Annotated in this window: 10 protein-coding genes; 5 read left to right on the top strand and 5 right to left on the bottom strand. The window is 66.2% G+C overall.

What is annotated here, in order from left to right; translation table 11 throughout:
- The first annotated feature begins 167 nt into the window (after positions 1–167).
- Both QX132_RS13745 and QX132_RS13740 read left to right on the top strand, forming a co-directional pair.
- Positions 168–935 carry a response regulator gene (locus tag QX132_RS13745; RefSeq protein ID WP_315796253.1) on the top strand — a complete coding sequence of 256 codons (768 nt, stop codon included), beginning with the start codon at positions 168–170 and terminating at the stop codon, positions 933–935.
- The gene (locus tag QX132_RS13740; RefSeq protein WP_315796255.1) at positions 925–2,292 is read left to right on the top strand and encodes an ATP-binding protein; all 1,368 of its coding nucleotides are present in this window, start codon (positions 925–927) and stop codon (positions 2,290–2,292) included. Before QX132_RS13745 ends, QX132_RS13740 begins: the two co-directional genes overlap by 11 nt.
- A gap of 78 nt (positions 2,293–2,370) precedes the next feature.
- Here QX132_RS13740 and QX132_RS13735 read toward each other — a convergent pair whose 3' ends face one another.
- Positions 2,371–3,138, bottom strand: coding sequence for a DUF2147 domain-containing protein (locus tag QX132_RS13735; protein ID WP_315796256.1), 768 nt, complete (start codon positions 3,136–3,138; stop codon positions 2,371–2,373).
- A gap of 500 nt (positions 3,139–3,638) precedes the next feature.
- Between QX132_RS13735 and QX132_RS13730 the strand changes: the two genes are divergently transcribed.
- A complete protein-coding gene (locus QX132_RS13730) occupies positions 3,639–4,823 on the top strand; it encodes an extensin family protein (protein WP_315796257.1) in 1,185 nt (394 codons plus the stop codon).
- A 274-nt stretch (positions 4,824–5,097) separates the two neighbouring features.
- A complete protein-coding gene (locus QX132_RS13725; RefSeq protein WP_316161507.1) occupies positions 5,098–5,364 on the top strand; it encodes a hypothetical protein in 267 nt (88 codons plus the stop codon).
- Here the strand turns inward: QX132_RS13725 and QX132_RS13720 are convergent, their stop codons facing one another.
- The 3 genes from QX132_RS13720 to QX132_RS13710 all read right to left on the bottom strand — a co-directional run bounded on the left by QX132_RS13720 (position 5,365) and on the right by QX132_RS13710 (position 10,097).
- Complete coding sequence (locus QX132_RS13720; protein WP_316161505.1) at positions 5,365–5,979, bottom strand: class I SAM-dependent methyltransferase; 615 nt, start codon at positions 5,977–5,979, stop codon at positions 5,365–5,367.
- Between the two features lie 266 nt (positions 5,980–6,245).
- Entirely contained in the window at positions 6,246–7,592 is a 1,347-nt protein-coding gene (locus tag QX132_RS13715) for an IS4 family transposase (protein WP_315781472.1), read from the bottom strand.
- Between the two features lie 171 nt (positions 7,593–7,763).
- Positions 7,764–10,097, bottom strand: a complete 2,334-nt coding sequence (locus tag QX132_RS13710) for a TonB-dependent receptor (protein ID WP_316161504.1) — start codon at positions 10,095–10,097, stop codon at positions 7,764–7,766.
- A gap of 197 nt (positions 10,098–10,294) precedes the next feature.
- Between QX132_RS13710 and nikR the strand changes: the two genes are divergently transcribed.
- Positions 10,295–10,786 carry a nickel-responsive transcriptional regulator NikR gene (nikR, locus tag QX132_RS13705; protein ID WP_315771375.1) on the top strand — a complete coding sequence of 164 codons (492 nt, stop codon included), beginning with the start codon at positions 10,295–10,297 and terminating at the stop codon, positions 10,784–10,786.
- 446 nt (positions 10,787–11,232) lie between these two features.
- On the opposite strand, the gene QX132_RS13700 is transcribed toward nikR, so the two are convergent.
- A complete protein-coding gene (locus QX132_RS13700; RefSeq protein WP_315736760.1) occupies positions 11,233–11,808 on the bottom strand; it encodes a hypothetical protein in 576 nt (191 codons plus the stop codon).
- Between the last annotated feature and the right edge of the window lie 402 nt (positions 11,809–12,210).

Below are 12,210 nucleotides of genomic sequence, written 5' to 3'. Positions count from 1 at the left end.
TTCCCTGTTGATGCTTGTCTGATGCGTAAAGCCTAGGCGTGATACCAATTTCGCAGGATTAAGTCGCGTGAAGAAATGTTTCCGCCTTAACAATACAGCTTACTTTTGCCACGATCGGAGCTCGCTTCGGGCTGTTCTTTTGGACTCAAATCGACCATGTTCCGCGCATGATGTCGTCACACAATACCGCCGTGGCCGCAGACGCAAACATACCGGCAGCTGCGCGCATTCTCTGCGTCGAAGATGACCGGGAGATTGCGGCGCTGCTCACCGAGCTGTTGCAGGAGCACGGCTTCGCGCCGCGCTTCGTGTCCTCCGCGGCCGCAATGAACGACCTCTTGCAGCGCGAGCAGGTCGACCTCATCATGCTCGACGTGATGCTGCCGGACGATGACGGCATGAGCATCTGTCGCCGCCTTCGCCAGATCTCGACCGTGCCAATCATCATGGTGACGGCGAAGGGCGAGGACATCGATCGCATCCTCGGTCTCGAGCTCGGCGCCGACGACTACGTCGTCAAGCCGTTCAATCCGCGCGAGCTGGTGGCGCGGATCCGCGCGCTGCTGCGCCGCTCGCAATTGCATCCCGCCGTGATCGCGGCGCGGCAGGCACCGATGACTTTCGACGGCTGGCGCATCGAGCCGGCGACGCGCACGCTGTTCGATCCCGACCGCGTCAAGATCACGCTGACGAGCGCCGAGTTCGACATTCTCCTGGCGTTCTGCCGCAACGCCGGCCGGGTGCTGTCGCGCGAGCAACTGATCGAGCTGGCGCATGGCGGGCAGGCCGGGCCGGTCGAGCGCAGCATCGACGTTCACATCAGCCGCATCCGCCAGAAGATCGAGCCCGGCGCCAGGAGCTGGACCCTGATCAAGACGGTGCGCCTCGGCGGCTACGTCTTCACGCCAAGAGTCGAGAGCATCGATGACGCCTGATAGCAAGCCGTGCCCGCGCCTCGGCCTCACCACGCAGATCGTGACGCTGGCGTCGCTGTCGGTGCTGTTCGGCATGGTCGTGATGATCGCGGCGGCGCTGCTGTTCCTCGATCCGCCCGACGAGCAGGAATCGCCGGCCTACGGCATCGCGCGCGTGGCCGAGGCGGTGCACTTCGTCCGCGCCGCGAACGACCCCGTGGCCGTCGACAGCAGCCTGTCGAGCCTGCGCAGCTCCGGCATCCAGGTCGAGCTCGTGCCGCTGACCTCGCTCACGCTGCTCGCCAAGCCGGTCAGGGACGTGCCATGGACCTCGCGGCTGGCCCGCCGTCAGCTCAGCGTGCTGCGTGACATCACCTTGCTCCACGGCGTCGGCTATGGCGCGTCGCCGCCGACCCAGATCATCGTTCAGGTCGACGGCGAGCGTGCGCTGGTGTTCGACGACGTGCCGCGCCTCGAATTCTGGTCGATGGTGCTGAAGCCGACGGCGGTGTTCCTGTTCCTCATCCTGATCCTGGGCGTGCTGCTGTCGATCTACGCGGCGCGGGCGATCATCCGGCCGCTGTCGGAGATGGCGCGCGCGGCGGCGGCGTTCGGCCGCTCGCCGGGAGCGCAGGAGCCGCTGAGCCGGCGCGGGCCCCGGGAGATCGCCCAGGTCGCCGAGGCGCTGAACGAGATGCAGGCGCGCATCCGCGCGCTGCTCGACGACCGCACGCGCATGCTGGCCGCGATCAGCCACGATCTGCGCACGCCGCTGACGCGGCTCCGGCTGCGCTCGGAGCGCATCGGACAGGGCGAGATGCGCAGCGCGATGCTGCGCGACATCGACCAGGTCAGCCGCATGCTCGACGAGACGCTGGACTATCTGCGCGACGACACCAAGGCCGAGCAGCCGGCGCGGATCGAGCTGGCGAGCCTGCTCGAGACGATCTGCTGCGACTTCGCCGATGTCGGCCACGCCGTCACCTTCGATGGACCGTCGCGGCTGGTCTGCGAGGGCCGGGCCCGGGCGCTGTCGCGCGCCGTCACCAACGTGGTCGAGAACGCGGTCAAGCATGGCAGCGAGGTCGTGGTCAGCCTGTCGACCCTGGCCGACGGCATGATCGCGATCGAGGTCGCCGACGACGGTCCGGGCATTCCGCAGGCGCTGCAGGCGCGCGCGCTGGAGCCGTTCGTCAAGCTCGACCAGGCGCGCTCCGCCGGCGGCTTCGGCCTCGGGCTGTCGATCGCGCAGGAGATCATGAAGAAGCATGACGGCGGCATCGCGCTGATGCCCAACGCCCCGCGCGGTCTGCGGGTGCGGCTGTCGCTGCCGCTGCGCATCGCGATGCCCTCGGCGATCCCCGCCAAGGTGGCGTAGCAGACGCCACGAGAAAGAAACCCCGCCGGTGCTGATCCCGGCGGGGCCTTTGCGTTTGCCGATGTCGAGGGACGGCGATCAGCTCACGCGCTTCCAGGTCTGGCCGCCGCAGAACAGGCCGCCGAAGGCGCAGCCCTGGACCCGCAGGGTGTTCGGGCTCTTGAGCACGACGGTGGAGTCGTAATTGCCGCCGCCGTCCGGATCGTGGATGCGGCCGACCCATTTGCTGTCCTTCGGCTTCATGTTGATCAGGATCTTCTCGCGCGTCTTCTCGGCAAAGCCGCAGATGTTGGCGCCGCACGGCTCGATCACGACGTTGCCCTTGCCGCCCTCGGTGGCCCACAGGCCGAGCGGCGAGTTCGGATCGGCCGCCGGCGCCGGGGCGGGCTGAACTGCGGCAGGCGCCGCGGCGACGGTGACCGGCGCGGGTGCCGGAGCAGGCTGGGGAGCAGGCGCGGTCGCCGCGACCGGTGCCGGCGGCACCGGCATCTGCCCCGTCGTGGATGGCGCGACGGAAGCGGGCGCTGCGGGGGGTGGCGCGGCCACGGCTGGCGCGGCGGCGACGGGCGCTGGCGCATTCACGACCGGCGCAGCAGGCGCCGCGGCGGCGGGAGCCGGAGCGCTGGCCGCAGGCGCGCTGCTCGCCGGCGCATCATCGTCGAGCTTGGACGATGTCAGCCCGCTGAGGTCGATGCCGGACACCTGCAGGCAGGACAGCGACTGGCAGTTGCGCGGCACGGTGACGCGGATCTTGTGTCCGTCGAAATTGAACGCGATCGAGCTGCCGGCCTGCGCGGCGCTGCTCGCGATCAGAACGGCTGCTGCGGCCAGAAAGACGGTCTTCATGGATGAGCTCCCTCGGGACGGCGTCGTGAACCTGAGGGACCTGTTAAACGCGGGCGCCGGCGCGATCTGTGACAGAGATCACAGCCGACGGATGCGCGTCTGAAGACGACAACTCCGCGCGGGAAGGTGGGCGATGGCACGCCGCCGGCCGACAGCCGCCCGTCGATTGATCGAGATCGGATCTCAGCGATCAGATCATCCCGACGACGATGGCGCCGACGAATGCAAACACGATACACGTGACCGCCATGCTCAGCCGATCGGCAGGGCTCATGGGATGGCTCCCGTTTTCGTATCTCTCGCGCCCCTGACGTGCGCGTCGCTCTTGACGCAGGCGTTCCGCGGAGCGCGCGCCACACATATCCGATCGGCATCGGCAAAAAAGACAGCGCGGTTGTCGCTTCCCCGTAAATGGACTGCCTTTCACGTCACGATGGTTTGCGCGCCGTAAATGGACGGCATTGACAGGTCCTTAAGCAAATTGCCGCAAACCTCTGCATATGACGCGCGGAGTTCGTTTGTATCTCGTCGGCTCCATCGTCCTTGTCTCGCTTGCGGGTTGCGGCCGTGGATTCTTCCAGGAGCGCGAGCCGTGGCGGGCCGAGGCCGAGATTGCCTGCCTGAAATCGGGCGCGGTGAAGGAGAGCGCGGATATCGTCCGCATCAATCCGATCTCCGGCCCCGGCATGTGCGGCGCCGACTATCCGCTGAAGGTGGCGGCGCTCGGCGAAGCGACCACGAGCTATGGCTTCGCCGATGAAAGCCTGCGTCCACCGGCCGCGATCGGCGGCCAGCCGCGCTGGCCGATCAACCAGCCGCCGCAACGCTACGCCCCGCCCGCGACCTATCAGCCGCAGGCCGCGCCGCAGCCGGCCTATCCCGCGTCGAGCGCGGCCTATCCGAATTCGGCATCGCCGTCCTATGGCGCTCCTCCCGGCGCGCCACTGCAGCTCGAGCCGCCGGTCGGCGAGGACGACGTCGATCAGCCGGCCGACGCGGCCTATTCGCCCTATCGCGGTCAGCCGGCCGCTCGCACCGCCTATCCGCCGCAGGAACCGCCACCGCGGCTCGGACCGTCGCGCGATCCGGTCGGCACCGTCGGCCCGGTCGCGGTGAAGCCGACCGCGACGCTCGCCTGTCCGATCGTCTCGGCGCTGGACCGCTGGCTTGCGGAATCGGTGCAGCCGGCGGCCCAGCGCTGGTTCGGCACCAAGGTCGTCGAGATCAAGCAGATCTCGGCCTATTCCTGCCGCGGCATGAACGGCAATCCGAGCGCGCACATTTCCGAGCATGCCTTCGGCAACGCGCTCGACATCGCCGCCTTCACGCTCGCCGACGGCCGTCGCATCAGCGTCAAGGATGGCTGGATCGGCCTGCCGGAGGAGCAGGGCTTTCTGCGCGACATCCAGGGTGGCGCCTGCCAGCAGTTCACCACCGTGCTGGCGCCGGGCTCCAACGTCTATCACTACGACCACATCCATGTGGACCTGATGCGCCGCGCCAGCCGCCGCCTGATCTGCCAGCCGGCCGCGCAGTCCGGCGAGGCGGTGGCGGCGCGCGCGCAGCAGCGGCGCTATGGCTACGGCCAGCGCGAGCCCGACGTGACCAGCTCGATCCCGTCGCGCAAGCAGCCGCGCAGCATCGGCCAGCTGATCAACGAGGAAGACGAATTCCGGGACTATTGAGAGGGGCGAATAGGGAATAGCGAGTAGCGAATCGGGACGATCACCTGCTCGCCATTCGCTCGCGCCTGTGCGCCGCTGTGGATTTCTCCCGCCGTTGGCCGCGCCTGAAACCGTTCTGTCCCGCCCCGAAACGGAAACGCCGATGTCACGCGCTGCGCATTAGGAGTCCGTTGACCAGTTTTGCCGTCCGCCATTGGCCGACACTAGACCTGCCACAGTCGCCAGGAACAAGGCGCGCGGGGTTCTGGTTGCTGCCGGATTGGGAGAGGCGGAGATGGTATCGTATCGCATCAAGGCGATTGGCTCGGGCTTCGAGGTCGGCACCGCCGAGCAGGCCGTGCTGGTCTGCCGTTCGCTGAAGATCGCCCGCCGCGCCGTCGCCGACGCGCAGCGCCTGGAGCGGATGCCGCCGAAGCCGATTCCCTGGCGCACGCCGCCGCAGAGTGAGACCTCCGCTGGCGGAGCGGACGATGCCGCGCGCAGAGAGGATACCGACATCGAGGTTCTCGTCGTGTCGGATGGCCCGCCTCTGTGCTGCTGACTAACCGGCGCGGAAGCGACAGAACTGGAACTGCTGCGTCGAGTCCCATGGCGTGCGATGCGCCTCGGTGCAACTGTCCTCCAGCGTGAAAGCAGGACCCAGCGTTGCGGCCAGGCTGTGGGCGTCGTAGCGGACGACCGGCAGTCCGCTGCACCTCTCCGGACCATCGGGCGCGAACGTGCCGATGATGACGGCCCCGCCGGGCACCACCGCCGCGCGCAGGCGGTCGACGTAGGCGGCCCGGTCCTCAGGCGCGGTGAGGAAATGGAAGGCGGCCCGGTCGTGCCAGACGTCGTAGCGCGCGTCCGGCGTCCAGGTGGTGACGTCGGAGGCGATCCACGTGACCCCGGCTGCCGCCGCGCCGAGCCTGCGGCGGGCCGTCGCCAGTGCCGCATCGGAGATGTCGAGCACGGCGAGCGCGCTGTAGCCGGCCGCGAGCAGCGCATCGACCAGCCGCGAGGCGCCGCCGCCGATGTCGATGATCCGCGATGTCGGCGTCGCGCCGGCCTCGCGGATCATCCGCAGCGAGGTCGCCGGATCGTCCTGGTACCAGCTGACCTCGGTCTCGGCCTTGGTGGTGTAGACGCTCTGCCAATGGGTGGTGCGGTCGGACATGGTTTCGGTCCCGAGGAGAGGCACACATTATAGCACGCGACGGCTCGAACTCTTGCCCAGGCGGTGGTGGGCTCCCCTCCCCCTTGCGGGGAGGGGTCGGGGGTGGGGGTCCCCACGCGCTGAACGTGGTGAGATCCCCATCATCTGTCGAGAACTCATGGGGTGCGTAACGCGACACGCAACGAAGCGTCGTGCCTGTCGGCGCGCTGGCTCTCATCAACGGCGGGACCCGTGAATACCAACCCCCAACCCCTCCCCGCAAGGGGCTACGGGATTCCCGGTTTTATGCTTTGGGTTGCAAGTAGATAGCCTTCAAGCATTGCAGCGAGACGATCCCAGCCGTCTCGCATTGTCTTTGGCCCTGGTGGTTTACCGTAGCAATTCCAGCCGCCGAGGCGTGCCGCGATCCATGCGACGAACGCGAGGGAATCGGGAGGATGTGGGTTCTGCTGCCGCGCGGTCTTGCCTTCGAGCGTTTTTGATAGGTGCCCCAGAGCTGGTCTGAAGGCCGGGTCGATCACGTCGCTCATGGGACGGGGACTGCCGTCTCTGGCGTCGACAAGCTGGATGGTCCGGATAGCGCCAGCAAGCCCGATCGCCGCGAGATTGAACATGCGATCGGCATCGATGACCTGACTGTCGTCGAGAGCCAAGCCATCGCTCTTGAGAGCACGGAAGACCTGTTCGATGCGCCAGCGCAATCGATAGAGTTGCACGATCTGTTCGGCATCTGCCGCGCTGGCAACGGAATGGGTCGTGAGCAGATGCCACAACAACGGTGTTTTGCCGGCGGGCGCATCGATCTCACGCGCCTGTATCAAAGTCATTTCGATGGCATCGCAGGCCTCTGATCGTTTCAGGCTCTGTGGCCGGGCAAGAGACACGCTTCCGGCGCGAAGCTCGACGGTCGCCCCGCGCCCTTTATCGCCGGGGCCGCGCGGCGCCACCTTGACGAGGCTTGTTTTCAGCACCTTCGTCTCGGCAAGCGCTGCAAACAGCATTTTGCCATCGGACAGGCAGCGATCCTGCGCAGCACGCACGATCAGATCGAGCCCTTCCGGCTTACGCGTAAACAACGGGTAGATGTCGCTTTCGCGATCGGCGACCATCGTGACGCTGGCCGCCTCCGATAAGACGCCGGCAGCCGCCTGACAGCCATACAGCCAGCGTATCGACTCCTTATCCTCGATCGCTCGCTTGCGGCGAGCCGGAACTCGTCCGGCTGAGCGCGTCCAGATTTCCGCGTCGACAAGTCCCAACACCGCCTCGCTCTCGACGTCGAGGGCAATCACGGGATGGATGAAGAAGCCGGGTGTTTTTCCGTCCCCGCCAGGACCGAAGCCGCGCCGCTTCTTGTCACGGCCGGAGAAATTGATCTCGCTCGTGTCCTGGATCGCCAGAATACGCCGTCCCACGCATTGAGCCGCAGTCCGAGCCGCCAGCGTCTCGACGATCCGATCGACCGAGACGTGGTGCGAGGACAGAAATCGGTGAATGGCCTTCTCGCCGGCTCGCGTCTCCCCCAACTTCCGCAAGACCAGCGTGCCTGCTGTCGCCACCCGTTCGATCAGCCAGTCAGCCCGCTCCGCAACTCGAATATCGCCAAATGACATTCAAAGCTCTCCACCGAACCGGTCGAAAACTTTGAATCACATCCAGAAATCGCTTGGAATCGCTTTCGGGCATCCCGTAGCCGCAAGGGGAGGGGAGCGCACCGCCTGCGCGGCGATAGCGTGCCTTGAACGAGCTGCCAGAACGGTCATGCCGCTACGACGATCAAGTCCTCAAAACGTCCCCGCCACCGTCACCCGGAACGTCAGCGGCTCGATCGGGTGCAGCACGCGGTCCATGACGCCGGTCTGGCAGACCTGCGCCGGAACCGGCGTCGCGGGCGGCGACACGTAGCAGTCCTTGTAAAGCTGGTCGGTCGGCAGCAGAGAGCCGTAACCGTAGGAGATCTGGCTGGCCTTGGTGTTGAGCAGGTTCAGCACGTCGAGCTGGATGCGCCAGCCATTGGCGTCGCGGAAGCCGAGGCGGCCGTTGAACACGCTGGTCGCGGTCGAGCGGAAGTAGTTGTCCTCCGTCAGCGGCGTCGCGCCGAGATAGCGCCAGCGCAGGCCGCCGAACCAGCCGGTCTTCTCACCCAGCGTGATGCCGGCCGAGGCGACCATCGACGGCGCGTTGGGGATGTAGTTGCCCGGTGCATTGCCAAGCTGTGCCTGGGGGTAGCCGGCGAGCGAGGTGTAGACCGCCGCCTGGTCGGTGTTGTCGCCAACGAAGCGGGCATGCGTTATCGCCAGATCGGCATCGATGTCGATCCACGACGCCGGCCGGTAATGGTTTGTCAGCTCGAAGCCGTAGCGCCGGCTCGGCCGGCTCGCCTCGGTGTTGCCGGCATCGCCGGAGAACAGGATCTCGGAATCCTGGTTGAGCATGAACACGCTCAGTGACGAGTCGAGTCCCGGAATGATGCGCGTGCGCACGCCGACCTCGGCGCCCTTGGTGCGGACGAGAAGCGGCGAGGAGGCGAGCTTGTTGGTCGGATCGGCCGGATCCTCGGTGGCGGTCGCGCCGCGGGCATCGTTGCTGTGCATGCCATAGCCGGCGCCGACGAAGAACTCTGTCTTGTCGAACGGCCCGATCACCATCCTGAATTTCGGACTGCCGAGGCTGGCTGCGGCATCGCCGGTGTTGTTGCCGTTGGTCAGCGAATACACGTGGGTCTGATAATAGTCGCCGCGATAGCCGACCGTGGTGCGCAGCCAGTCGGTCCAGCGCACCGTGTTTTCGACATAGAGCCCGACGCTGCCTTCGCCGACCTTGTCGGCGCGAACGACGCCGGTGTTGTTGGCATCGATGTCGGAGAGCAGCACCCGCTGACGGGTGTTGGTCAAGGCGAGCGCGATGTCGTCATAGCGCGTCTGGATGCCGACGGTCGTCTCCATCGGCTGGCCGGCAAAGCTGCCGTTCAAGGTGCGCGACGCGTTGGCGCCGAGCATCAGCCGGTCGTCGTGCTGGTGGAACTGGTCGCCATTGACCGGGTCGCGCAGCGCGTAGGTGAAATTGTTGTAGAGATCGAGCTGGCTCTTCACCACATAGGCGTTGGCCTTCCAGGAGCCGGCGTCGTCGGTGCCGGCGATGCGGCCGGACAGCGCGAAGCGGTTGGTCTTGCCGCCGTCGGTCGGATCGACCGCATCGTAGCGGCCGAGCAGGCCCGAGGTGATGGCGCGCTCCGGCACCTGGTCGGTCGAGGTCCAGCGGTTCGCATAGGCCATGCCGGTGATCGAGAAGCCGTCGGTCGCGGTGCCCTGCGAATACCGCATCAGGCCGTTCAGCTTCTTCGCATCATCGGGCGTGGTCCACGGTCCGTCATAGCGGCCGGCCTCGCCGGCGATCAGCAGATGGCCGTCGCCGACATGCACCGAGTCCATGCCGAAGAAGCGGCGATAGCCGAAGCTGCCCGCCGTCATCTGCGCGATCGCCTTGGGCACGCTGTCGACCAGCCCGATATGGACGCTGCCGGCCGAGGCGAAGTCGCCCTCGTCGGCGAAGTAGGGCCCCTTGCGCACGTCGAGGCGGCCGATCGTCTCCGGCATCAGCCAGTTGAGATCGGCATAGCCCTGGCCATGGGCATGGGTGCGCATGTTGACCGGCACATCATCGACGAACAGCGCGAGATCGGTGCCGTGGTCGAGATTGTAGCCGCGCAGGAAATACTGGTTGGCTTTGCCCTCGCCCGAGTGCTGCGTGACGATCAGGCCGGGCACCGCTTCGAGCACCTCGCCGGGCCGCGTGGCCGGGCGGGCGTTGATCTCCTCGCCGGATATCACGACCTCGCTCGCCATGCCCTGCGGCCGCGCCGGGCCGGAGCCGACATTGGGCGCGCCGGACGGTGCAGCCGCGGCCGTGGCGGCCGGCGTCGCATGCGCAGTCGCACCGGCCGTGCCCGGCTTCGGCCGCTGCGCCGCGCGCCGGACCTGCGGCTTCGGCTTGGCCGTGCGTCGGGGGGCATCCACGTCGACCGTCGGCAACTCGGCAGGGGCCCGTTCCGGATGGGCGTTTGCCTGCTGCGCCAATGCCGCCATCAGCACGCCAACACTCGCCCCACGCCACCGCATCGTCACGCCCCTAGAGCTCGCCACAGGGCATGCATCTTCAACTGCCGCGCGCCTTCGTTGGCCCGCGACATGCTCGCTTGGATCGCCCTACTGTCGAATGTTAAAGAACGCTAAGGTGACACCGGTATGATGTCAACGTGAATACATCATACTCATGCGGTGGATAGGCGCTTGCCGCGCAGCTCGAGGAGACGGACATGCAGCGCCTGACGATCACGATCGACGACGATCTGCTGGCCGAGGTCGACGCCTTCATGGCCCGGCGCGGCTACGACAATCGTTCGGAGGCGTTTCGCGATCTGCTGCGCAGCGGCTTAGAGACGGCTGACGCCGGCGCCAGCGACAGCCGCCACTGCATCGCGACGCTCAGCTACGTCTACGACCATGCCGCGCGCGAACTGCCGAAGCGACTCACCCAGGAGGCGCACGATCATTCCGGCCTCGCCCAGGCGACCCTGCACGTGCACATCGACCAGGAGAGCTGCCTCGAGGTCACCGTGCTCAAGGGCGAGCGCCGCGAGGTCAAGGCCTTCGCCGACCACGTCATCGCCGAACGCGGCGTCCGCCACGGCCACGTCGCGATGATGCCGATCGATCCGGCGCACGATCATGAGCACGCGCACAGCCATTCGCATTCTCACAGCCACAGCCATTCGCATTCCCACACCACGAAGAGCGGGAAGAAGTAGAAGCGGCTCGGCAAGGACAGTAGGGTGGGCAAAGGCGCGCCCCCAATCCTGCTGATCACACTCGATGCATCACGCGCCGTGCCCACCGCGGCGCATCGGCTGAGAATGGTGGGCACGGCGCCGTTGCATCGTCACCCGCGGCTGCGGCGGAGCAAGGCGTCCTTGCGCCGACGTGTCCCCAAGCCGATCAGGCGGAGGCAATCGAGAGTCTTGGCGCGGCCCCTGGATCGCGTCGCTTCGCTCGCGATGACGCCGTGCTACTGCGGTCGCGCGCCCTAGAATGCCGTCGCTCGTGCCGGTGATGACAATGGTACGAGATGCCGCAGGTACTTTGGCAGCGGCGGGGAAGGTTTAATCCTGAAACGCGTCAACTGGTGCATTCACGACAGCAGATATTCCGTCGCTGTTGCGCCCAGAATCCCATTTTGTCCCGAAGCGGACATTGTTCATCGTGGGCTTATCGAACGAAACGCAATCCATCTAGCCGCCGACGATCGTTCGAGCCAAACCTTCATACGCTCGCTTACCCAATGGAGCGTATGCTCACGAGCGATGTCCGTGCCCGGATGTCGATCTGCGCGGAAGGAATGTGTGCCCTGGACCTGCAATTCGGGCGTAGGCCGGACGGCGAGAGCCCACAACCGAGGCATCTGCGCCAGAAGAGTGGGTTCGTGGGAGCATCCCAAAATGTAGTCCTCTGGTTCGCCTGTCTCGGGATACGACATCGGCTCATTGGTATCCGTGCTCCAAGTCTGCCAATCGAGGCGGACGACTTTCCCATACTGAGTCTGCTCGAAGTCAAAGCCAGTCAACTGGCTGCGTTCAAGGTCACGTCGAAATTCGTCGGTGACGATGATGAAGCCGAATGGCTGGGTCATCGGCGGCACATATGGGCCAGTGCGCAAGATGCGGATGATCGGCGGTCCGACGCACTCGGTCGCTTCAACGAGGCCGTTCAAAAGAATATCGCCGTAGTCACCCCAGGGAGATCTGACGGATTCCATAGCGAAGAACTTTGACATGGTAGGCCCAGGATGCGCGGCTGCCGAGCTTCGATTGCCCCAATCCGCAACCGCTTGCAAGGTCGGCTCGCGCCCCTTCTCGGACGCTAGGCTTCTTCCGCGGATACGGCGCCGTGGTATCGTCGCCCGCTGCTGCAGCGGTCGCGCGCGGTTAAAGCCGGCTGCGCGCAGAATCCGATTTCGTTTGCCCGATCAAGCTGATTTGCCCTGTCCAGTCCCTCGCGCAAAAATTTTCATCTTCCATTTTTCCGAATTTAATGGTTGTCTACCGCCATCCCGGCTCGATCGAAGAGGGACGTTTCGCGGTCGTCACGAGCGTTGGAGGCGGGGAGTGGTGGCCTGTCGGCGCGCAGCGCGCTGGAATCGCGAGCGGACGAACGCGACCGGCAGGACGATGAAGTC

The organism is Bradyrhizobium sp. SZCCHNRI20481, assembly GCF_032485055.1.
GTDB lineage: Bacteria > Pseudomonadota > Alphaproteobacteria > Rhizobiales > Xanthobacteraceae > Bradyrhizobium.
Note: the sequence above shows the minus strand (reverse complement) of the source record. Positions and strands in the feature narration are given on the sequence as shown.

Excerpts from the sequence above, each read along its gene's own strand:
- QX132_RS13730 (WP_315796257.1), top strand. The coding sequence starts at position 3,639 with ATGACGCGCGGAGTTCGTTTGTATCTCGTCGGCTCCATCGTCCTTGTC.
- QX132_RS13715 (WP_315781472.1), bottom strand. The coding sequence starts at position 7,592 with ATGTCATTTGGCGATATTCGAGTTGCGGAGCGGGCTGACTGGCTGATC.
- QX132_RS13710 (WP_316161504.1), bottom strand. The coding sequence starts at position 10,097 with ATGCGGTGGCGTGGGGCGAGTGTTGGCGTGCTGATGGCGGCATTGGCG.
- QX132_RS13735 (WP_315796256.1), bottom strand. The coding sequence starts at position 3,138 with ATGAAGACCGTCTTTCTGGCCGCAGCAGCCGTTCTGATCGCGAGCAGC.
- QX132_RS13740 (WP_315796255.1), top strand. The coding sequence starts at position 925 with ATGACGCCTGATAGCAAGCCGTGCCCGCGCCTCGGCCTCACCACGCAG.
- QX132_RS13720 (WP_316161505.1), bottom strand. The coding sequence starts at position 5,979 with ATGTCCGACCGCACCACCCATTGGCAGAGCGTCTACACCACCAAGGCC.
- QX132_RS13700 (WP_315736760.1), bottom strand. The coding sequence starts at position 11,808 with ATGTCAAAGTTCTTCGCTATGGAATCCGTCAGATCTCCCTGGGGTGAC.
- nikR (WP_315771375.1), top strand. The coding sequence starts at position 10,295 with ATGCAGCGCCTGACGATCACGATCGACGACGATCTGCTGGCCGAGGTC.
- QX132_RS13725 (WP_316161507.1), top strand. The coding sequence starts at position 5,098 with ATGGTATCGTATCGCATCAAGGCGATTGGCTCGGGCTTCGAGGTCGGC.
- QX132_RS13745 (WP_315796253.1), top strand. The coding sequence starts at position 168 with ATGATGTCGTCACACAATACCGCCGTGGCCGCAGACGCAAACATACCG.